This window comes from Modestobacter sp. DSM 44400, assembly GCF_900107175.1.
Lineage (GTDB): Bacteria > Actinomycetota > Actinomycetes > Mycobacteriales > Geodermatophilaceae > Modestobacter.
In genome coordinates, this window is the sequence record NZ_FNOZ01000059.1 from 1 (window position 1) to 20,222 (window position 20,222).

Sequence of the window (20,222 nt, forward strand, 5' to 3'; positions counted from 1 at the left end):
CCGATCGATGCGCTCCACGAACATGATCGAGTCGATGATCTCCATCTGCCGCCAGCACTCGACCAACGTCAAGCGCTGGCGCGACGGGCAGATGGCGCTGCGCTGGTGCGCCGCCGGGATGATCGAGGCAGGCAAGCAATTCCGCCGCGTCAACGGCCACCTGCACCTGCCGGCGCTACGCACCGCCCTCGAGCAGGCCACCGCTGCAACTGTCGTACCCGCCGCGCATGATGGGCCCGTCAGCAACGCCGCCTAGTTGATCAACGGGCCGCTACCGAAGTTCCACGGAACTCGGGACATCCTCGGTAATTGTCCTTCGAGCGGCCCACCGAGCCGGCTGCCTCGACCAGCGTCGCGGTCAGCCACTTATTGCCGTGCCGCACCCCCACCGGCGTCCGCCGCGCGGCGGACTCGTGCACTCCCGGTGCCAGCCCGGCCCAGAACGCCAGGTGCGCCGCCGAGGGGAAGCGGGACATGTCCGCGCCGGCCTCGGCCACGATGACCTGGGCGACTTTCGGGCCGACGCCCGGGATGTTCTGCAGCAGCTCCAGCTGATGCGCCCACGGCCGGCGGGCCTCGGCGATCAGCTCACCGAGCTCGGCCAGCGCCTGCTCCACCCGGTCGAGACGGGTCAGCATCTGGGCGACCAGCCGGGCATGCGCGTCGGTGAGGTGCCCGCCCAGCGCCTCGCGCCGCTCCGGGATCTTGCCGCGCATCTTCCCCTTGGCCGTCTCGGCCAGCACCGCCGGATCGCGCTGCCCGGCGACCATCGCGCCCAGCATCGCTCGCGCCGACACGGTGGAGAGGCTGGAGGCCACGGTCGCGAGCTTGATCGAGGCGTCTTCAAGCATCTGCTCCAGCCGGGTCACGTCGCGGGTCCGGTCGCCCATCAGCTGCACCCGGTGGCGGGTCAGCATCCGCAGATGCCGGATCTCCGGCGGCGGAACGAAGGACGGGCTCAGCAGGCCGTGCTCGAGCACCTGGGCGATCCACTCCGCGTCTTGACGTCGGTTTTGCGGCCCGGGCCCGCCTTCATGTGCGCGGCGTTGAGCAGCCAGACCTCCATCACCTCCTCCAGGCAGTAGAACGGCGCCGTCCAATACGTCGACGTCGGCTCCATCGCCGCGATCGTCACCCAGGAGGCGATCAGCCAGTCCCGCATCACCCGCAGCGAGCAGACCGTCGTCTTGAACGTCCGCGTCTCACCGCGCCGGCCCCGCGGACGCGGGGTGCGCACACAGGCGGTCAGCGACGCCTTCCCCACATCCAGCCCGGCCACCCGGTCGAACAGCACCTCCACCGGGCACCACTCCCCTTCGGCGACTCTTGGTGCGCCGACCGCAGGGCCCTCTGACCGGAGACAGACCCACGTGCTTTACGGCAACAATCCAGCGCGCCCGAGGACCCCGGGCCATACACCCCACCAGGCTTGACGCACCAATGTGTCAAGGCGTCGCCAGCCGGCAACCGCAGTGTCCTCGCAGTTCTCATCGCCCGGCACAGCAATCAAGATCGCAATCGATCACACCTCCTGCACCCAGGGTCTGCCCGATTCGTGGTGACGAGTCCGTGCACCTTGATGCGGACCTTGACTTCCATGGGCACTCGAGGAACCGCCGACTACCGAGCACGCCGCCGGGAACGGGAGCGCCAACGTCGCCAGCAGCTGGAGCGGGCTGCAGCGAGACAGCGAAAGGCGCCGGCCCCGGAGCCGGCAACGGCGGCCGGTAGCGCGCGACGGGCTGCCGTCACCACCTGCGGTTGGTGTGACGGGCCGATTCCCGTGCGAACGAGCGGACCGATCCCCAAGTGGTGCTCTGCCACGTGCCGGCATCGGGCCTGGGAGCAGACGCGAGCCGCCGCGTCCGGCCGCGCGGCGGTGGAGGTCGTTGAGCGCGTCGTTGTCACCCCTGCCCCGTCGCCTCAGGTGAGAGCGCCACGGCACGGCGAGTGGGTCGACGTCCTCCGAGACCTCGCCGGGCAGATTGATCGCGGGCTCGTCTACGACCGGGAGCTGCCAGCGGTCGCCCGCGCGGTAGACGAGGTCCTGGCAGCATTCCGTCGTCGCCGATACCGCAGGTGAGGCGTCCTCGCGGCGGCGGCTGGGGTGACAGTGGGGTGACGTACGGCAGCACCGGCCCGAGCGTTGTCACGCCTGTGTCACCTCTGTGCCGCCCCGGCTCGGCTGTCAGCGATCGCTCCACATCGGCGCCTTGTGACGGTGACGGACATCCGTCCGTTGCTCGTCGCCGTCACCGCGGGAGACCTCCATGACCGTTGTCGACGACCGCGGATTGTCTGCCGCCGGCCGCACCCGTGACGAAGCCCGACGATTGGAACAGCTGGAAGATCACATCCGCCGAGTCGTGGACGCGGCGCCGCCTTTGACGGCCGGGCAGCGCGACAGGCTGGCCCTGCTGCTCTGCGGACCGCGTCTGACCTGACCAGCCCGCACATCCACCCGCGAGCCCAGCGAGATCGACGCCGCGTGACCCACTGCCATGTAGAGCGGGCCAAAGCGCGCATGACATGTGACGCTCGTGCTCTTGCCTGTTGGAGGGTTGGGGAAGGGCTGCTAATGCTGTCGTGCGGCGTGCTGGGTGACGTCTGAGCGCAGGACGGCCCGAGCCTTCGCGGGGCGGTCACGGTGATCAACAGCGAACAAAGCGCAATCGCGAGCGCGCTGCTGCTGATGGCCGGGGTCGAGGTGGTGGCCCACCCCTTCACTGCCTTGTGCCCCGGCGCGCGCCCGCAGGCTGGCGAGCGCCGTCCGACCCGTGCCCGGCGGCCGAACGGGACTCGCTCGTCCACCCCACTTGCATTCACCGCCGACGCGCGGCGGCCGCGGCGCCAGCGGAGCTCCATTCCGCCGTGCCATTGCCAACCCCAGTCAACAATGGCCGCGACGTCATCCTGCGCCCTCACCAGACGCGGATGCGAGGTGCGGTCTACCGAATCGGCGGCATGCGTGCCGCTTTCTAGTAAAGAAACTGGCGTTTCCTAGTAAAGAACTGGGAGTCTTCGGTAAGCGTTGACAAACTTGGGCTGGTAGGGCATTGAGCTTCGCATCGTTGGAAAACGGTGAGAATTTGCGCCAATCGGGCCCAGGTGGTGAGCCAAGCCTTCACTTCGATGGCGGATGATCACCAACCTGTCCCGCGGCCTGCGGCGAGGTTTCGAGGCTCTTCGCGGTTCCTGGTGACGATCCCGCCTGAGGTGGGTGTTCACGCTGCCGTCCAGGCGGCGCTCGCGAGCAGAATACGGGCTCTTCGAACTTGAGGGGGAAGAAGAGCATGATCTTGTGAGGATCTCGGCCTCGGGCTGAAAGGCCCGTGGCCCCTCGATGCTGACGGTGGATACGAGCCGACAGCAGAGGGGCCACGAGTGAGTTCAGACGGTACGACGATCCTGTTCGGCCTGCCCGGAGTTCGAGTGCACAAGGTGGTCCGCGCCGCGGACGGGGTCCGGGTCGTGCACGTGATCACCGACGATGAGACCGCGGCGGCGTGCCCGGCGTGCGGCGTGTTCTCGACCAGCGTCCGGCAGCGCCGCACGACGCATCCGCGGGACCTGCCCTACGGCGAGGCGCCGCTGGCGGTGCGCTGGCACAAGATCCAGTACGCCTGCGCGGAGACCGCGTGTGACCGGCGCGCGTTCACCGAGCAGATCACCGAGCTTCCGGCCCGGGCGCGGGTGACTGGCCGGCTGCTGCGTCACGTCGCCGGCCGGGTCGGCGACGGGCTGCCGGTCAGCGGCGCATGCGCGGGGTTGATGAGCTGGCCGATCGCGCACGCCGCGTTCGTCACCGCCGCCGCCGAGCAGCTGGCCGAACCCGAGCCGGTGGCCGTGCTCGGCATCGACGAGACCCGCCGTGGCCGGCCCCGCTGGACCCGCAAGGAGGACGGGGAGGGCTGGGTGAAGTTGGAGGGGCCGGCCACGGCGAGACCCGCCGTGGCCGGCCCCGCTGGACCCGCAAGGAGGACGGGGAGGGCTGGGTGAAGTTGGAGACGTTCGAGACCAACTTCGTTGACCTCGCCGGCTCCCAGGGCCTGCTGGGTCAGGCGTCGGGTCGCACCAAGGCCAACGTGATCGCCTGGCTCGACGAGCGCGGGCAGGCGTGGAAGGACGCCGTGGCCGTGGTGGCGATGGACCCGTGCGCGACCTACCGGGCCGCTATCGTCGAGGCGCTGCCGCACGCGAGGATCGTGGCCGACCACTTCCACCTGGTGCAGTTGGCCAATCAGGCTCTCACCGACGTCCGCCGCCGGGTCACCTGGGACACCCACGGCCGCCGCGGCCGCGCCTCAGACCCGGCGTGGGCGGCGCGGCGACGACTGTTGCGCGGCCGGGAACGGCTACGCTCCGAACAGTTCGCGAGGATGTGGAACGACCTGGTCGACGCCGACCCGTCCAGCAAGATCCTCACCGCCTGGATCGCGAAAGAGGAACTCCGGGCGCTGCTGGCCTGCGCCCGCCGCGGCGGACACCGGCACGAGATCTCCGCCCGACTGCACCGCTTCAACACCTGGTGCGCCGACTCCCGCCTGCCCGAGCTCGAGCGCCTGGCCGGCACGATCGAGGCCTGGTGGCCCGAGGTGCTGGGCTTCCTGCAGACCGGCCTCACCAACGCCGGCACCGAGGCCACGAACCGGACCGTGAAGACCGCCGCGCGCACCGCCTACGGCTTCCGCAACCTGGACAACCAGCGCCGCCGAGTACGGTTCGCCTGCGCCCGGTCCAATCGCCGAGTCACCGTCTGCTGAGGGTCATTTCCCCCTCAAGTTTGAAGAGCCAGAATACGCGCGCGGTAGTTGTGCGCATTCCGGTAGCCGCGGCCGGTCCGCTTGATCTGCTTGATGCCGGTGTTCGCGGCCTCCGTGCGGGCGTTGGTGACGCCGGTGACAATCAGCACCTCGATGGCGGTCCCACAGGCGTCGATCGTGGCCCAGAGCCGGTCGGCTCGGGCGTGTCGACGGAGAGCACATAGAGGCCGAGCAGCATCTTGCGTTCCTCGGCCTCAGCGAGGGAGCCGCTGGCCAGCAGCAGGCGCAGCTGTTCCTTGACGCCCCAGGCGGCGCCGATCTCGTCGGTGGGGTCGTCGGCGCGCAGGGTGGCCCTGAGCCTCGATCCACCGTCGATCTTGGTCGGCTCCGTTGGTCCGTGACTGGATCTTGATTGCCGGGCGGGGGCGTGGGTGAGCCGCCGGTCTGCCCGGCTCTTCCACCGTCGGTCTCCGGTCGGCCCCTGCAGGGCGGGTGGTCGGGTTCAGGCCGCGGTGGACGGTCCGCAGGTGGCGTCGAACAGCTGGGCCCGGCGGTCTCCCAGGGCCAGTCGCGGGGTAGGTGCAGTCGCAGCCGGCGGGCGGAACGGGCGATCCGGGCTGGGGCCGCGATCAGCTGAGTGCGGATGGTGGCGGTGGTCGCCTTCGCGTGGAAGGCCGAGGCTAGCGTGCCGGCGGCGCGGGTGAGGTTGAACGCGATCGCGGCCAGGACCAGCCAGGCGGAGTTGGCCGCGAACTTCCCCGAGGGCAGGTGGGCCAGGGGCCCACCCTTGAGGTCGGCGTTGACCTGCTCGATGACCGCGTGCTGACGGTGGGTCCTCTCCGCGGCGAGCATCGGCTCGGGTGAGTCAGTGAAGACCGCGTGATACCGGTAGGCGGTGGACAGCTCACCCTGCCCGGCGGGCACCGAGTCGGGGTTGAGCCGCTTCACGCGGCGGACGATCAGCCGGGCGGGAACGTGGTCGCACTTGCGCCGGGAGGTGAACGCGGTGAAGCCGATCTCGGCGACCTCGGCGTCGGAGATCCAGCATTGCCCTCGTCGTCCCAGATCGCGTTCGGGTAGCGGATCGCGGTCCAGGCGTCCTCGCCGATCGCGCCGATTGCCCGCTTGACCGCGGCGTCCATCCGGGCGGTGATCGAGAAGCAGGCTCCCTCACGGCGGGCGGCGGCGATGACGTTGTGGCTGTAGAACGCCGAGTCGGCGCGCATCAGCACCAGCCCGGCCCTCTCCGGACCACCGGCTCCGCAGGCGCGGGCGGTGGTCAGCGCCTCGCGCAGCAGCGACGCGGCGCCGCGGGCGGAGTTCACCGCACCCTTGCGGAGTCGGGCGGCGGCGACCACCTGCGCCGCCAGCGGCGCGTGGAGATCGTGGCCAGCAGCGCGTTGAGCCCCTTGACCTTGTTGTAGCCGTAGCCGATGCCCTGCTCAGCGTAGCCGTGCGTCTCCCGCATGGTGTCGTCGAGATCGAGGTAGGTGACCTGCCCGGCGCCGGGCAGCAGCGGCGCGGCCGCGAACAGGCCGATGAGGAAGGCCGCCGCGATGCTGTCGAGCTGGTGGACATGGCCGAAGGTGAAGCTGCGCAGGAACGTGCCCAGCGTGCTGGGCGCCCGGATACCGGCGAACAGCCGGTCCATGCCGCCGTGGCGCAGCAGGTCCATGTCCTCGATCGAGTCCGCGCCGGCCATCATCCCGGCCACCAACGCCGGCACCTTGATCGCGGCGTTGACCCCGCCCTTGGCCTTCAGCGTGAGCTTGTCGGCGACAAGATCACCCAGCCCGCACGACTGCGCGAGAGCCAGCACCGGCGCCAACCCGGCGGCCGACACGAGGTTCGGGTCATCGAACGTCGCCGACAGTGCCGACGAACCGTGCGACAGTCGCATCCAGCGGATGCCCTTCTGCGCGGACGATATGGGCCTTAGACAAGCCACATCGTCCCTGCTCAGAAGGGCGTTCGCGCGTTATGACCCGCTGTCAACAACCATTCTCGGCGGTAGATCGGGGCTGAGCCGGGCCAGCGCCTGCGGGCCCCGGGAGAGGTTGTGCTGCACCCGGTACCCCCGCAGGATCTCCAGCGAGCCGTCCTCCCGCCGCATCGGCACGGCGACGGTCAGCAAGCGCCGCGGGATGGCGAGCATCTGGTGCAGGCCGTCATCGAGACCGAGCCGGTGGCTGGCGTCGGCTAGCTGGGCCAGCGCCGCACGGTGTGCGGCAGAACCCGACCCGGTCCGGGTGCCCGCCCCGGCCGTCCGCTCCTGGACGGGCCCGGAAAGGGTGGTGGTCACGCGGTCTCCTCGGTTAGGACGGCGGCGAGCTGTGCGACGGCCCAGTCGAGCTCCTCGCGCTCGACGACCAGCGGGGGAGCCAGGCGGATCGTGGAGCCGTGGGTGTCCTTGGCGAGCACACCGCGGGCGGCCAGCCGCTCGCACGCCTCGCGGCCGGTCATGCGGGCCGGATCGATGTCGACGCCGGCCCACAGGCCGCGGGTGCGGAAGCCGACCAGGCCGGAGCCGACCAGGAGCTCGAGCAGGCTCGTGAGGTGCTCGCCCAGGGCGCGAGCCCGCTCCTGGTACTCGCCGGACCGGAGGAGCTCCACCACCGCGGCGCCGACCGCCGAAGCGAGCGGGTTGCCGCCGAAGGTGGACCCGTGGCTGCCCGGCGTGAACACCCGGAGGACGTCGCGGCGGGAGACGACGGCGGACACCGGCAGTATCCCGCCGCCCAGCGCCTTGCCGAGCACGTAGACGTCAGGAACGACGCCCTCCAGCTCGCAGGCGAACGTGCTGCCGGTGCGGCCGAGGCCGGACTGGATCTCGTCGGCGACGAGGAGCACGTCCGCCTCAGTGCAGGCCGCCCGGACGTTGGCGAGGTAGCCGGGGGGCGGGACGATCACCCCCGCCTCGCCCTGTACCGGCTCGACGAGCACGGCCACGGTGCGCGGCGTGATGGCCGAGCGCAGCGCGGCGGTGTCGCCGTAGGGGACGACGACAAAGCCCGGCGTGTAGGGGCCGTACCCGCGCCGGGCCACCTCGTCGGTGGAGAAGCTGACGATGGTCGTCGTGCGGCCATGGAAGTTGTCGGCGGCGACGACGATCTCGGCCGCTCCGTCGGGCACGCCCTTCACGTCGTAGCCCCACCGGCGCGCGAGCTTGATCGCCGTCTCGACGGCCTCCGCGCCGGTGTTCATTGGCAGGACCTGATCCATTCCGGCCAGGTCGGCCAGGCCCAGGGCGAAAGGCCCCAGCTGGTCGTTGTGGAAGGCCCGGCTGGTCAGCGTCGCCCGCTCCAGCTGCCGGCGCGCCGCCTTGAGCAGGACCGGGTGCCCGTGCCCGAAGTTGAGTGCCGAGTAGCCGGCGAGGCAGTCGAGGTACCGGCGTCCCTCGACGTCTGTGACCCAGGACCCCGCCGCCTCCGCGACCACGATCGGGAGGGGGTGGTAGTTGTGCGCGGTCACGGCCTCGACGAGCGCGAGGTGCTCAGAGGTGGACAGCGCGGGACCGGTCTCCGGCGGCGCAAGCATGGGGTGGCTTCTCCTTCGTGTGGACTTCGTAGCGGACCGTGGCTCCGGTCGCACTGGGCCCCTCGCCGCGTCCCAGACGCGCGACGCCCGTGCCTTCGGTCACACACGCTAAAGGCGACCCGTGCGCAGAACAAGCCTATTCTGTTGCTCCTCTACCATGTATCTGTTAGAAATCCCTACTGTAGGCCATCGATTCGTTGTTCAGCCCTTTCGGAGGCGGTCGCATGACGGCGCAGGTGGACGCACTGGACCGGGCGATCCTCGGCTGTCTGCTGCGAAATGCACGCAGCACGTACGCGGTGATCGGCCAGGAGGTCGGGCTCACGGCGCCTGCGGTCAAGCGGCGGGTCGACCGACTCATCGATGAGGGTGCGATTCGCGGCTTCACCGCTTTCGTCGACCCTGCGGTTCTCGGGTGGACGACCGAGGCCTATGTCCAGCTGTTCTGGAAGGGCACGGTCTCACCGTTGGAGCTGCGCCGCAGCCTCGAGAAAGTGCCGGAGGTGGTCAGCGCCTGCAACGTTTCGGGAGCCGCCGATGCGCTCGTCCAAGTCGTAGCCGTAGACATCCCGCACCTGGAGAGTGTGATCGAGCGCCTGCGCGAGGAGCCGAAAGTGGATCGCACCGAGAGTGTCATCGTTCTCTCCCGGCTGATCGACCGCGTCCGAACATGAACGTGCCGTCAGCGTTCTCGGGCACTGTGTCCATCTCGTTGCGAAGCTCCCCGTTCCCAGGTATGAGAGCAAGATTAGTGATATCTGATCTGTATCAGAGCTGACTGTCGTCGGTATTGGACAGTGCGACCGGGGTGCGACGACCCTTCATGGATGCACCTCTCCTGGAGTTCCGGCGTCGTCGGACGAGTGTCGGAGGTTTGGTGGCTGCCCTGACCCCACCCGCCCCCATCCGCCCCCGCCGGCGACGGACGTCGGCTCTGGCCGCGTTCCTGTCCGGGGTCGCCGCGGCAATCGCCTGCCTCATGCTCGGCGCGACCCCGGCCATGGCTGCCGGAGAAGTGATCCAGGGCAGGCTCGTCGACGCCGAGGACCAAGCTGTCGCAGGCGTGGAGATCACCGTCAGCCAGGACGGCGACCAGGTCGGCACCGTGACCAGCGGCGCCGACGGGCGCTGGGAGATTCCGGTCCCGGCCCCCGGCCAGTACGAGGTGAGCCTGAACGAGGAGACGCTGCCGGAGGGGCTCAGTCTCCGGGACAACGCCAAAGCCAGCCGGGAAGTGACCGTCGAACCGGGTGCTCAGCGCAGCGTCCTGTTCCCGCTGGGCCAGGTGCAGGCCTCCGAGAAGGGCCTCGGTGCCGCGCTGTCCCAGGCCAGCTTGGACGGCTTGGTTCTCGGTGCGCTCATCGGGATCACCGCCATCGGCCTCTCGCTCATCTTCGGCACCACCGGATTGATCAACTTCGCCCACGGTGAGCTGGTCACCGTCGGGGCTGTGGTCGCCTACGGGCTGAACGCCGCCGGACTGCACATCGCCCTGGCTGCCCTCGTGGCCTTCCCGGTCGTCGCCGCGCTGGCCGGCGGGACCGAGCTGGTGTTGTGGCGCCCGATGCGGCGGCGGCGGGTGGGACATGCCTCGATGTTCATCGCGACGATCGGGCTCGCCCTGCTCCTGCGCCAGGTGATCCTGGTCGTGTTCGGGGGCAACCCGCGCTCTTACGACCAGTACGCACTACAGCAGGTCTGGGAGTGGGGCCCGCTGAGCATCACCCCGCGGGACGCCTCGATCCTTGGCATTGCACTGCTGGTGCTGGTGCTGGTCGGGCTGGTGCTCAACCGGACCCGGCTGGGCACCGCCGTCCGATCAGTCTCGGACAACCGGGCGCTCGCGGGTTGCTCCGGGATCAACGTGGATCGCGTGGTGCTCGTCGTGTGGTTCGCCGGTGGCGGACTCGCCGCCCTGGGCGGTGTGCTCTACGGGCTCAGTCAGGCGGTCACCTGGAATATGGGCTTCAACCTCTTGCTCCTAATGTTCGCCGGGGTGATCCTGGGTGGGCTCGGAACCGCCTTCGGCGCCGTGGTCGGGAGCATGGTCGTCGGCCTGCTCGCGCAGCTGAGCACCGTCTTTTTCGGCAGCGAACTGCAGACGGTGTGGGCGCTGCTGCTGCTGATCCTGGTTCTGCTCGTGCGCCCCCAGGGGCTTCTAGGCCTGCGCGAGAGGGTGGGTTGATGGACCTCATCGCCGTGCTGGCGGACGCCGTGCGGGCGGCTGTCGGACCACAGGCGGCAGTCTTCGCGCTGGCTGCCGTGGGGCTCAACCTGCAATTCGGGTATGCCGGCCTGATGAACTTCGGCCAGGCCGGGTTCATGCTCGTCGGCGGCTACGGGATGGCCGTGAGCGTCACCCGCTTCGGCGCCCCCCTGTGGCTGGGGGTGCTCGTCGGGCTGCTGATGGGCTTCGTGCTGGCCCTCCTCCTGGGGGCTCCTACCCTTCGGCTCCGCGGCGACTATCTCGCCATTGCCACGATCGCCGCCGCAGAGATCCTGCGGCTGCTCTTCCGGGCAGAGGCCGCGGCCCCGCTCACGTACGGCGTGTTCGGCGTCCAGCAGTTCGCCGCGGACTTCTACGCAGCGAACCCGTTCGGCGCTGGCGACTACGGGATCGGCCGGTTCGCCCTGTCCGGCGGGCAACTGTGGGTCGCCCTGGTCGGCTGGCTGCTCGTGGCGGCGGCGGTGGGCCTCACAGCGCTTCTCGTGCGCAGCCCCTGGGGCCGGGTACTCCGAGCGGTCCGTAACGACGAGGAGGTGGTGCGCGCCCTGGGCAAGAACACCTATCTCTACAAGCTGCAGGCGCTCGTCCTCGGAGGCGCCATGGCCGCCGCCGCCGGCATGGTCCTGGCTCTGGCGTCCCAGGCCATCACCCCCGACACCTACGCCTCTGACCTGTCGTTCTATGCGTTCGCCGTCTTGCTTCTCGGCGGCCTCGGCCGCGTGCTGGGCCCCGTCGTCGGCGCCATCATCTTCTGGTTGCTGCTCGCGGCGAGCGATTCGCTGCTGCGCCAGGCCATCACCGGAGGCGTCATCAGCGATGAGGTGCTCTCGACCTCCGACGTCGGTCCGATCCGGCTGGCCCTCGTCGGCATCGCGCTCATCCTGTTCATGTACTTCCGAGCGGGTGGCCTGCTGTCCCGGCGGGCGCCGACGCCCACGGCAAAGGCCACCGTGAAGGCGGAGGCGGAATGACGCCCAGCAGCACCACCGGTAGGGAGGCCACCCGCTCAAGTGGGGAGGAGTTGATCCTCACCGCCCAGGGGGTGCGACGCAGCTTCGGCGGCCTCACGGCCGTCGACGTCGATGAGTTCACGGTGCGCAAGGGGACGATCACGGCGCTCATCGGACCCAACGGGGCCGGGAAGTCGACGTTCTTCAACGTCCTCACCGGGTTCGACCGGGCCGACGCGGGCACTTGGACCTTGGACGGACGTGACGTCACCGGTCTGCCGGCGTATCGCCTCGCCCGGCAGGGAATGGTGCGCACCTTCCAGCTCACCCGGAGCCTGGCGGACCTGACCCTGGTGGAGAACGTCCTGCTCGCCGCGCCGGGACAGCGTGGCGAAGGCATGGGTGGCGCGCTCTTCGGCCGGCGGAGCTGGCGGCGCCAGGAGCGCAGCAACACCGAACGTGCCCGTGAACTGCTCGCCAGGTTCGGGCTCGATCGGATGGCGGAGCAGCCTGCCGGCGTCCTGTCGGGCGGGCAGCGGAAGCTGCTGGAGATGGCCCGAGCTCTGATGTGCGAGCCGCGCTTGTTGCTGCTCGACGAGCCCATGGCCGGCGTCAACCCCCGGCTGGTCGAGACGCTGCTGGAGCATGTCAGGCAGGTGCGCGCGGAAGGGACGACGATCCTCTTCGTCGAGCACGACATGGACGTGGTCGTCGACATCAGCGACGACGTCGTGTGCATGGCCTTCGGCACCGTGCTGGCGACCGGGACACCGGCCGAGGTGATGCGCGACCCCGAGGTCATCGACGCCTACTTGGGATCCGACGAGGCCGACGACGAGACCGCGCGCCTCGCGAGGAGGGGGCACCAGGCATGAGCACCGGATCCCACCGGATGACGACCAGCCCACCCGGGGCGGACCTCCCCGCGGACACGGTTCTCGAGGTCAGCGGCGTCACCGCCGGCTACACCCCCAGCGTCCCCATCCTCGAGGAAGTCTCGCTGCACGTCGGCCGCCAGGAACTCGTCGGCATCTTCGGCCCCAACGGGGCCGGCAAGTCCACGCTACTCAAGGCCGTCTTCGGACTCGTCTCGGTGAGTGAGGGTGGCGTGCGGTTCGACGGGGTCGACATCACTGGCGCTCCGTCCCACGAGCTCGTGGGCCGCGGGGTGGGCTTCGTGCCACAGCTGGACAACGTCTTCCCGCGGCTGAGCGTGCGGGACAACCTGCGCATGGGTTCCTACCTGCGGCCGAAGGACTTCGGCGTCCGCTGGGAGGCGCTGGCCGAGCTCTTCCCCCGCCTGGTTGAACGGATGCGCGCCCGGGCCGGCTCGCTCTCGGGGGGTGAGCGACAGATGCTGGCCATGGCACGTGCGCTGATGCCGGGGCCGCGGCTGCTCTGCCTGGACGAGCCGTCCGCGGGACTCTCTCCTCGGGCACAGACCGAGGTGTTCGCCCTGATCTCGCGGATCAACGAGACCGGCACCGCAGTGCTCATCGTGGAGCAGAACGCAAGGCGCTGCCTGGCCATCTGCGACCGGGGCTACATCCTCGACCAAGGGCGGAACGCGGTCACCGGCACAGGACGTGAGCTGCTGGACGACCCCGCCGTGGTGGAGCTGTACCTGGGCCGCCTGGGTGCCGGCAAGCAGGCGGACCCTAGTCCGACGGCGACGGTTGAGCCGCGCTCGCAGTCCGACGAGCCTGGGCGGTGAAGATCTCGAGCACGCGCTCAAGGGCGGGGAACGAGCGGCGCGGGTCCCACGCGAGCGCCAGCGGTAGTCGCGGTACCGGCCCAGCCAGGCGCTCGTAACGCACTCCCGTCAGGTTGAGGCGGCGGACCGCCTGAGGAACCAGCGAGACGCCCATGCCCGAGGCGACCAGGCCCACCATGGTGTGCACGTGCTCGGCGTTGAACACGATGTTCGGGGAGAACCCCGCCTGGCCGCAGGCCTGCACCACCACCTGCCAGAAGCCCTCCCCGTGTTCCCGGGTGAAGAGCACGAACGGCTCCTCGGCCAGGTCGGCGAGGGCGACCGGCCGCCCTACCGGGACCGCGTGCTCCTTCGGCAGTGCGACGACGAGTTCCTCCTCCTCGATCACCTGAATGGCTAGCGACGGCGTCGCGGCCGGCGGCCTGAGCACGCCCAGGTCGAGCCTGTCCTCCAGCAGGCCGGCCAGTTGCGGGCCCGACTCCAGCTCGACGGCGGAGAGCGTGATCCGGGGCGCCTGCTGCTGCACCGCCCGCAGCAGTGCGGGCAGTTGCCCGTAGAGCGACGAACCGACGAACCCCAGGCGCACTCGGCCGGACCCGCCCGTACGCACGTCCTCGGCGACGTCGAGAAGCCGGTCGGCCTGTGCCAGGGTGCGCCGCGCCTCCACCTGCAGCACCTCCCCGGCCCGGGTGAGCCGCACGTGCCGCCGGTCCCGCTCGAACAGCTGGAGTCCGAGCTCCCGCTCCAGCCGCTGGATCTGCTGGCTCAACGGGGGCTGGGCGATGCGCAGCCGCGCGGCGGCGCGCCCGTAATGCAGCTCTTCGGCGACCGCGAGGAAGTAGCGCAGATGGCGGAGGTCCACCGCACGTTAATACATCGTCGGTATCACAGAGCCAACACTTCGGTATTGGACGGTTTCACACCGGCCGGGGAGGCTGACCTGCGTCACCCAGTTCCGCTTACGTTCCTGGAGGTCTCGTGAGGACTCGAACGCTCCCCACCGCGGTGCTGGCCGGCGTACTCGCCCTGAGCGTAACCGCCTGCTCCGGCAGCTCGGGCTCCGCCGACGGGAAGGACTCCGCGGCTGGTACCTCGAGCTCGCCCAGCAGCTCCCCGGCCCCGGAGGTGGAGTCTTCCCGCCCCGGGAACGGTCAGCTCGACCTGGGCTACATCCTCGCCGAGACCGGCCCGCTGTCCGGCCTCGGCGTCGGTGTCATCGCGGCGACCCAGCTGGCCGTGGAGGACATCAACGCAGCCGGGGGTGTCCTGGGGAAGCCGGTGACGCTGTCCGGCGGCGACGAGGCGGGCGACCCGACCGTGGCCGGGCAGACCGCCGACCGGCTGCTCGGTGAAGGTGTCGACGCCATCATCGGCCCGGTCTCCTCGGCGATCTCGCTCTCGGTGCTCGACCGGATCACCGGAGCTGGGGCGATCCAGTGCGCCGGGTCCAACACGAGCAAGACCTTCACCGGCTACCCGGACAAGGGCCTCTACTTCCGGACCATCCCGGCAAACATCCGGCAGGGGCCGGTGCTCGCCCAGGCGGTCATCGGCGAGGGGGCGTCCCGGGTGGCCGTGGTGGTCCGCAATGACGACTACGGCCAGAGTCTCTCCCAGTCGCTGATCGAGCAGCTGGAGAACGAGGGGGCCGAGGTCGTGGCCAACGTGCCCTACGACCCCGCGGCTACCACGTTCTCGGCGGAGGTCGCCAAGGTGGCCGCAGCCAAGCCCGACGCCGTGGTGGTGATCGCCTTCCAGGAGGGCGCCACCCTGCTGCGCGCCCTCATCGAGAACGGCCTGGGCCCGGACGACGTGCGGGTATTCGGCACCGACGGCATGTCGCTGGGCTCTCTCGGCTCGGCGGTGAGCGAGTCCGACCCCGGCGTGCTGGAGGGCATGCAGGCCACCCAGGCGTCCTCCCAGAACGACCCCGCCTTTCTCGACCGGCTGGTGGCGAGCAAGCCGCAGGTGCAGATCACGAACTTCACGCCGTACCACTACGACTGCGTCATCACCATTGCCCTGGCCGCGCTTGAGGCCGGTAGCGATGCCCCGGGCGACATCGCCCGGGCAATGCAGTCGGTGACCAGGGACGGTGAGGAGTGCACAAGCTTCGCCGACTGCGCCAAGTTGATCTCGCAGGGCACGGACATCGACTACAACGGCGTCTCCGGGCCGCTGGACTTCACCGATGTTGGTGAGCCCGAAGTCGGTCTGTTCGACGTCGTCCGGTTCGACGGTTCCGGCAAGCCGCAGATCGTTCGTACCGTGGAGTCGCGGTGACGGCGCGGGCCGGGGGCGCCACCACCCCGGTGCGCGCCCAGATCCTCGACGACATCCGGCGTCGCTGCCAGGAGCGGGGGGTGGACGCCTACCTCGCCTACACCCCGTCGAACGTGCTCTACACGAGCGGCTTCCAGAGCTACTTTCTCTCCGAATGGCCCTGGCGCATGCTCGGCACGGTGCTGGTCCTCGTGCCGGCCGATCCGACGCTCGAGCCGGCGATCGTGATCAGCGACTTCGAGGCCGAGCAGGCCAAGCGCGTCTCCGGCATCGCCGATGTGCGTCCATTCCGGGTGTGGGTCGAGCTGCGCAGCGTTGCAGACCTGCAGGTGGCCGGCGCACAGGACGCGGACCCCCCGCGGCCGGCGCAGTTCTCCGAGGACGAGCAGGACTCGGTGCTGCGGAGTGCCCTCGCCGACCGGGGGTTGTTGGGCGCACGCATCGGCACGGACATGCGGTACGTGCTCCAGGACACCGTGCGGCGGATCGCCGGCTTCGCCCCCGACCTCCACCTCGTCGACATGACCGAGGATCTCTACGAGCTCCGGAGTATCAAGCACGACTTCGAGATCGAGGCGCTGCGTCGCGCGACAGAGCTCTCCGAGGCCGGGATCACCTTTGCGGTACAGGACGCGCAGCCCGGCATGACAGCGCTGGACATGCGTCACCGCTATGCCCTCGGGGTCATTCAGACAGCCATGGGATCGCACCGGTATGCCGGTTACAGCGACCACTGGGTGCTCCCGGCCGTCGGGGCAACGACTGCCATTGGGGTGGACTCCGAGCGTGGTAATGGACTGGCCCCCGGTGACCTGGTCAAGTTCGACTGCGGGGTGACCGTCGACGGCTACCGCAGCGACGGCGGCCGTACGTTCAGCTTCCGGGAGATCCGGCCTGCCGCCCAACGGCTCTACCGCGTCCTGCTGGAAGCACACGAGCTGGCCCGGGACCGTCTCCGGCCGGGTCGGCCGGTTCGGGAGGTCTTCGAGGCGGCGCAGTCACACATCCAGCTCAACGGCTTCCCGCGCTTCACCCGCGGGCACTACGGGCACTCGGTCGGCCTGGACACCTTCCACGAGGAGCCGCCGTTCCTGAGCCGGACGGAGGAGCGTCTGATCGAGCCGGGCATGGTCTTCGCAGTCGAGACCCCGGCCTACTCATCCGACACGGGCGCGATCATGATCGAGGACCTCGTGGTCATCACCACAACGGGCCACGAGGTCCTGCACCGCCTGCCGCACGAGCTGGCCGTGATGGGATGACGGCGGCGGCGACGAACGCGGCCCTGACCGGCTCAATCTGCCCGCGTGACAGGCTCCCGGCCCTTCTCCACTGGCGCTCCGGTTCCTCGTGCGCTCCTTCGGCGGCCCAGGTGACTAACGCCAGCTACGGACCTTCGTACTTCCCTGCGGTGCTGCACATATCAGTCGAGAGCGGGACCCGGCGCACGCAGCGGCAAGCTGGAGAGGGCCGGCGAACCGCTGCCGATGAGGCAGCCTGTCGACAACGGGTTGCCCCGAACGTGTGACGGCGTATGCGCGCCGGCTCTCCGAACGGGTTCCGTCGGTGGCACCCTGTACACAGGTGCGTGTGGACGCCCTCGTGGATAGACGCGTGGACGAGAAGCGGAGGTGGTGCTCGGTCTATCAAGGCCGTTCGTGCCCGAGGGCACGGTCGGCAGCGCTTAAGCTGGAGCGGGCCGCGGGCATCGGTGGGTGGGCAGATGCGCGCACCACGACTGCGGCGATCAGACCGGAGCCAGGGCCTGGTCACCGAGGGCGCGCAGCGTGTGGTGCGCCCGGCGAACCATCTTGCGGGCCACCGACAGGCGGCCCGGTTGCCGCCGGCTCGATCGGCGACCTGCCGGTAATAGCCGTAATCGGGAGAACCGGGGCGGGCGGCGCACTGAGCGGCCCCGAACAGCGCCCACCGCAGCAGCGGCGACCCTTGGCGAGACAGGTGCCCGGGCGGCCGTTTGCCATCGGAGGAGTGCACGGTGATGTCCAGCCCGGTGTGCCGCACCGCCTTGCGGGAGGGCGGAGATGCGTCGGCAATCGCCCAGCTCCGTCCACAGGGCGGTCGCGGTGATCTGCTTGCGCAGCGGCTCGAGCTCGCCGTCCAGGGCATCGAGGATGCGCAGCGCCGCGGCCACTGCCTCGCGCCCCGCCGGGGAGAGGCCGTCACCGGCCTCGAGCCGGCGACGGTTGTCCAGGCCGAGCAGGCCGCCGGCGACCGCCGGGGCGCCGTGGTGCAGCAGGATGGCATGGATGCGCTGCACCCAGGCGGTGTGCTGCTCACGTAGGTCCTTGAACAACTGCAGCCGGGCGCGCATGTCCAGCACCTGCGCCGGCGGGATCCACGACTCGGGCAGCCGGCCCTCGGCCAGCAGATCCCGCAGCAGCCGGCGTCGGACCAGTCGGTCTTCGCCCGACTCTTCGGTCCTCGCGCGGCGGAAGTGTCGGCCGGCTCGGCCACATGGGCCTCGACCCGGGCGCGCTGCAACTCCTCAACCACGAACCGCCAGCCGGTGCACCCCTCGACCGCTAACGCCGCCGACGTGCCCGCCTCGGCGAGCAGGCGCTCCAGCCCGCCGCGCAGCAGCATCCGATCGGCAGGTGCCATTCGCCCGTGCCGGGTCTCCCCGCTGCGCTCGTCGAGGTAGTCAAAGGGGCTCTACGAAGTTAGCCGGGCAGGGTGATCATCACTGCCGTTGCCCGCCGGTGTTGGCGGGTGCAGGCCCACCGTATCCGGCGGCGCTGGTTGGCTGGGTTGCGGAACCCGAAGGCGTCGCGGCCGACGTGTTTGGCGAGCCGGTTGTAGCCCTCGGAACGGGCGTTGGAGTAGCCGGTGTCCAGACCGGCGAAGATCGCCGGCCACCACGTCTCGAGGGTGGCGGCCAGCCGTTGCACCTCCGGGCGGTGCTGGCCGCGGCGTGGGCGTAGAGGACGCCGAGCCGGCGGACGATCTCCTCGCGGTCCGGTGACGTGCCGGCCGGGGCGAGCAGCGCCCGGCGGTCTTCCTTGACCACCCAGGCGGACAAGATCTCCTCCTCGGGCGTGCCGGTGTCGATCAGGGTGTTCCACATCCGGGTGAAGAGCTCCCGGCGAGCCGTTCGTGGGCGGTGAGCAGTCGGCGGCGCAGCCGCCACGCCGGGTCACTTTGCGGCCGTGGCGGCCTTCGGTCTCCCGGATCACCCGCTGCCGGCAGGCGGTGACGGTGTCGTTGGCCAGCCGCACCAGGTGGAACCGGTCAGCGACGATCACCGCGTGGGGAAGACCGGCGCGCACGGCAGCGGCGTAGGACGCCGACAGGTCGATCGCCACATGGGTGATCGACTGCCTCCACGCGTCTGGCTGGTCGGCCAAACATCCGGTGACGGTGGCCGCCGACCGGCCCTCGACCTGCGCCAACAGCCCGCCGGTGCCGGCGGCATCGACGAAGCCGGTGTGCCACCGATCGGCCACCACCACCCAGCGGCCGGTCTCGGGGTCTTGGGCGAAGACCGGTTTCCCGCGGCGGGTCTCATCCATTCCAACACCGTCACCGGCGGCGGCGCAGACAGCGCCGGGGTGACGTGGTCGACGAACGCCCGGTGCACCGTCGGCCACCCGATCCGATGGAAGGCGGCGACCTCGGCGACTGTCCGTCCGGAGTCCGCCACTGCGGACCCCAGTTCGGCCCGCAGTCGGGTCGTCAGTCGGGCGCGCGCGGGGACCGCGGGCAGCGACTCGGTGAACGAGAGGCGCTCACACGCGGTCTCCGCGCAGCGCCAGCGGCGCTTATGCCACACCAGGGACAACCCCGCCGGCCCGTGCGGCAGGTCCTGCGGCCGGCTGGTCACCCGGCCCTTCACCAACACCGAGATCACCCCGCACGACGGGCAGCCCGCCGCCGTCTCATCGGCGGTCACCAGATGCACCACACGACCCTCCACGTCATCGGTGACGACCCGCGCGACGGCCAGCCCTGCGAGCCCGAACAGCCCGCCGCAGGCGGACCTTGACGCCGGCGCAGCCGGCGCCACGCGCAGTGTGGCCCGCAGGGCGGTCGCCCCAGCCCTGCGCGGCGGTCCCGCAGCCGGGCACCTGCGCGCCGCGAGGTAGACCGAGGCACGCCGCCGATCACGGGTCGGGCGGAGCAGAGCACGTCCCGGTGGCTCGGGCAGCGACCGGAGCACAACGTCGGAAGGCATGCGAGCAGCCTCGCCATGTCAGGGCCGCCGCAGGTTCGTCCCGTGCGGTTTCTGTGGACGACCGCCGCTGTCCACAGACTAGGTAGCCACAGGCCCCCGCCGCGTGCCAGGCACCCACAAGTCCGGGAGTGAGTGCGGTCCGCCCCCAGTCCGCAGAAAGTCCGCAAGAGGTCCGTTTCAGGCCGGCGACGACCAACCACGACCGGCGCTATCTGCGCAGGTCAGCGGCCTAGAGCGTGTCTGCCAAAGATTGGCGGGTTGGTGGGCGACGCTGGACGAATGTTGCGTACCGACGAGATCCCGGACGAGTTGTGGGAGTTGATCCAGCCGGTGCTGCCTGCCGGCGGTCATCAGGGCCGGCCGTGGAATGACCACCGACTGACGCTCGAGGCGATCATCTGGCGGTACCGCACCGGGTCGCCGTGGCGTGACCTGCCCGATCACTTCGGCGCGTGGCAATCGGTGTGGGAACGCCACCGTCGCTGGTCTGACGACGGCACCTACGTGCGGATGTTCGCCGCGGTGCGCGCCGCAGCCCCTGAGCGCGATGAGCAGC

At 70.2% G+C, this 20,222-nt stretch carries 18 protein-coding genes and 4 pseudogenes; 12 read left to right on the plus strand and 10 right to left on the minus strand.

What is annotated here, in order from left to right; genetic code table 11:
- Nucleotides 1-256: pseudogene (locus BLW04_RS21950) on the plus strand (IS256 family transposase); the annotation flags it as partial.
- Nucleotides 257-260: 4 nt separating this feature from the next.
- Here the strand turns inward: BLW04_RS21950 and BLW04_RS21955 are convergent.
- Together BLW04_RS21955 and BLW04_RS27035 are read right to left on the minus strand one after the other, a co-directional pair.
- The gene (locus BLW04_RS21955; RefSeq protein WP_175484199.1) at nt 261-980 is read right to left on the minus strand and encodes a transposase; all 720 of its coding nucleotides are present in this window, start codon (nt 978-980) and stop codon (nt 261-263) included.
- Complete coding sequence (locus BLW04_RS27035; RefSeq protein WP_175484200.1) at nt 959-1,300, minus strand: hypothetical protein; 342 nt, start codon at nt 1,298-1,300, stop codon at nt 959-961. The genes BLW04_RS21955 and BLW04_RS27035 overlap by 22 nt, the downstream gene beginning before the upstream one ends.
- A gap of 970 nt (nt 1,301-2,270) precedes the next feature.
- Between BLW04_RS27035 and BLW04_RS27040 the strand changes: the two genes are divergently transcribed.
- The 3 genes from BLW04_RS27040 to BLW04_RS27740 all read left to right on the plus strand — a co-directional run bounded on the left by BLW04_RS27040 (nt 2,271) and on the right by BLW04_RS27740 (nt 4,763).
- On the plus strand, nt 2,271-2,444 hold the full coding sequence (locus BLW04_RS27040; protein ID WP_175484201.1) for a hypothetical protein: 174 nt from the start codon (nt 2,271-2,273) through the stop codon (nt 2,442-2,444).
- A gap of 940 nt (nt 2,445-3,384) precedes the next feature.
- On the plus strand, nt 3,385-3,999 hold the full coding sequence (locus BLW04_RS27735; RefSeq protein WP_217631183.1) for a transposase family protein: 615 nt from the start codon (nt 3,385-3,387) through the stop codon (nt 3,997-3,999).
- Entirely contained in the window at nt 3,996-4,763 is a 768-nt protein-coding gene (locus BLW04_RS27740; protein WP_217631184.1) for an ISL3 family transposase, read from the plus strand. The genes BLW04_RS27735 and BLW04_RS27740 overlap by 4 nt, the downstream gene beginning before the upstream one ends.
- A 14-nt stretch (nt 4,764-4,777) precedes the next feature.
- Here the strand turns inward: BLW04_RS27740 and BLW04_RS21965 are convergent.
- From BLW04_RS21965 to rocD, 4 genes and pseudogenes are all read right to left on the minus strand, one after another.
- Nucleotides 4,778-4,957 (minus strand): annotated as a pseudogene (locus tag BLW04_RS21965) (transposase); the annotation flags it as partial.
- Between the two features lie 308 nt (nt 4,958-5,265).
- A pseudogene (locus BLW04_RS21970) lies at nt 5,266-6,663 on the minus strand (IS1380 family transposase).
- Between the two features lie 78 nt (nt 6,664-6,741).
- On the minus strand, nt 6,742-7,065 hold the full coding sequence (locus tag BLW04_RS26200; protein ID WP_139306960.1) for a Glu/Leu/Phe/Val dehydrogenase dimerization domain-containing protein: 324 nt from the start codon (nt 7,063-7,065) through the stop codon (nt 6,742-6,744).
- Nucleotides 7,062-8,300 carry an ornithine--oxo-acid transaminase gene (rocD, locus tag BLW04_RS21980; RefSeq protein ID WP_091547435.1) on the minus strand — a complete coding sequence of 413 codons (1,239 nt, stop codon included), beginning with the start codon at nt 8,298-8,300 and terminating at the stop codon, nt 7,062-7,064. The genes BLW04_RS26200 and rocD overlap by 4 nt, the downstream gene beginning before the upstream one ends.
- 224 nt (nt 8,301-8,524) lie before the next feature.
- Here rocD and BLW04_RS21985 point away from each other — a divergent pair, with 224 nt between their 5' ends.
- The 5 genes from BLW04_RS21985 to BLW04_RS22005 all read left to right on the plus strand — a co-directional run bounded on the left by BLW04_RS21985 (nt 8,525) and on the right by BLW04_RS22005 (nt 13,191).
- Nucleotides 8,525-8,974, plus strand: coding sequence for an Lrp/AsnC family transcriptional regulator (locus BLW04_RS21985; protein WP_175484202.1), 450 nt, complete (start codon nt 8,525-8,527; stop codon nt 8,972-8,974).
- 203 nt (nt 8,975-9,177) lie between these two features.
- On the plus strand, nt 9,178-10,485 hold the full coding sequence (locus BLW04_RS21990; protein WP_217631185.1) for a branched-chain amino acid ABC transporter permease: 1,308 nt from the start codon (nt 9,178-9,180) through the stop codon (nt 10,483-10,485).
- On the plus strand, nt 10,485-11,498 hold the full coding sequence (locus tag BLW04_RS21995; RefSeq protein ID WP_091547439.1) for a branched-chain amino acid ABC transporter permease: 1,014 nt from the start codon (nt 10,485-10,487) through the stop codon (nt 11,496-11,498). Before BLW04_RS21990 ends, BLW04_RS21995 begins: the two co-directional genes overlap by 1 nt.
- Nucleotides 11,495-12,352 (plus strand): ABC transporter ATP-binding protein, encoded by an 858-nt coding sequence (locus BLW04_RS22000; RefSeq protein WP_091547441.1) that lies wholly within the window; start codon nt 11,495-11,497, stop codon nt 12,350-12,352. The genes BLW04_RS21995 and BLW04_RS22000 overlap by 4 nt, the downstream gene beginning before the upstream one ends.
- The gene (locus BLW04_RS22005) at nt 12,349-13,191 is read left to right on the plus strand and encodes an ABC transporter ATP-binding protein (RefSeq protein WP_091547443.1); all 843 of its coding nucleotides are present in this window, start codon (nt 12,349-12,351) and stop codon (nt 13,189-13,191) included. The genes BLW04_RS22000 and BLW04_RS22005 overlap by 4 nt, the downstream gene beginning before the upstream one ends.
- Here BLW04_RS22005 and BLW04_RS22010 read toward each other — a convergent pair.
- Entirely contained in the window at nt 13,136-14,053 is a 918-nt protein-coding gene (locus BLW04_RS22010) for a LysR substrate-binding domain-containing protein (RefSeq protein WP_091547445.1), read from the minus strand. The genes BLW04_RS22005 and BLW04_RS22010 overlap by 56 nt on opposite strands.
- A gap of 116 nt (nt 14,054-14,169) precedes the next feature.
- On the opposite strand from BLW04_RS22010, the gene BLW04_RS22015 reads away from it, so the two are divergent.
- Entirely contained in the window at nt 14,170-15,474 is a 1,305-nt protein-coding gene (locus BLW04_RS22015) for an ABC transporter substrate-binding protein (RefSeq protein WP_139306961.1), read from the plus strand.
- Nucleotides 15,471-16,736 (plus strand): M24 family metallopeptidase, encoded by a 1,266-nt coding sequence (locus tag BLW04_RS22020; protein ID WP_091547451.1) that lies wholly within the window; start codon nt 15,471-15,473, stop codon nt 16,734-16,736. Before BLW04_RS22015 ends, BLW04_RS22020 begins: the two co-directional genes overlap by 4 nt.
- A gap of 124 nt (nt 16,737-16,860) precedes the next feature.
- Here BLW04_RS22020 and BLW04_RS29810 read toward each other — a convergent pair whose 3' ends face one another.
- The 3 genes and pseudogenes from BLW04_RS29810 to BLW04_RS29820 form a co-directional block, all read right to left on the minus strand.
- Nucleotides 16,861-18,096: a transposase gene (locus BLW04_RS29810; RefSeq protein WP_371327812.1), complete on the minus strand. Its 1,236-nt coding sequence runs from the start codon at nt 18,094-18,096 to the stop codon at nt 16,861-16,863.
- A 59-nt stretch (nt 18,097-18,155) separates the two neighbouring features.
- Nucleotides 18,156-19,004, minus strand: coding sequence for a transposase (locus BLW04_RS29815; RefSeq protein WP_371327813.1), 849 nt, complete (start codon nt 19,002-19,004; stop codon nt 18,156-18,158).
- 101 nt (nt 19,005-19,105) lie between these two features.
- Nucleotides 19,106-19,666 (minus strand): annotated as a pseudogene (locus tag BLW04_RS29820) (transposase family protein); the annotation flags it as partial.
- 279 nt (nt 19,667-19,945) lie between these two features.
- On the opposite strand from BLW04_RS29820, the gene BLW04_RS22035 reads away from it, so the two are divergent.
- Nucleotides 19,946-20,222: transposase (locus tag BLW04_RS22035; protein ID WP_139306710.1), on the plus strand; the 277-nt coding region annotated here is incomplete at its 3' end.

Excerpts from the sequence above, each read along its gene's own strand:
- BLW04_RS29815 (WP_371327813.1), bottom strand. The coding sequence starts at position 19,004 with ATGGATGAGACCCGCCGCGGGAAACCGGTCTTCGCCCAAGACCCCGAG.
- BLW04_RS29810 (WP_371327812.1), bottom strand. The coding sequence starts at position 18,096 with ATGGCACCTGCCGATCGGATGCTGCTGCGCGGCGGGCTGGAGCGCCTG.
- BLW04_RS21995 (WP_091547439.1), top strand. The coding sequence starts at position 10,485 with ATGGACCTCATCGCCGTGCTGGCGGACGCCGTGCGGGCGGCTGTCGGA.
- BLW04_RS22000 (WP_091547441.1), top strand. The coding sequence starts at position 11,495 with ATGACGCCCAGCAGCACCACCGGTAGGGAGGCCACCCGCTCAAGTGGG.
- BLW04_RS21985 (WP_175484202.1), top strand. The coding sequence starts at position 8,525 with ATGACGGCGCAGGTGGACGCACTGGACCGGGCGATCCTCGGCTGTCTG.
- rocD (WP_091547435.1), bottom strand. The coding sequence starts at position 8,300 with ATGCTTGCGCCGCCGGAGACCGGTCCCGCGCTGTCCACCTCTGAGCAC.
- BLW04_RS22005 (WP_091547443.1), top strand. The coding sequence starts at position 12,349 with ATGAGCACCGGATCCCACCGGATGACGACCAGCCCACCCGGGGCGGAC.
- BLW04_RS27040 (WP_175484201.1), top strand. The coding sequence starts at position 2,271 with ATGACCGTTGTCGACGACCGCGGATTGTCTGCCGCCGGCCGCACCCGT.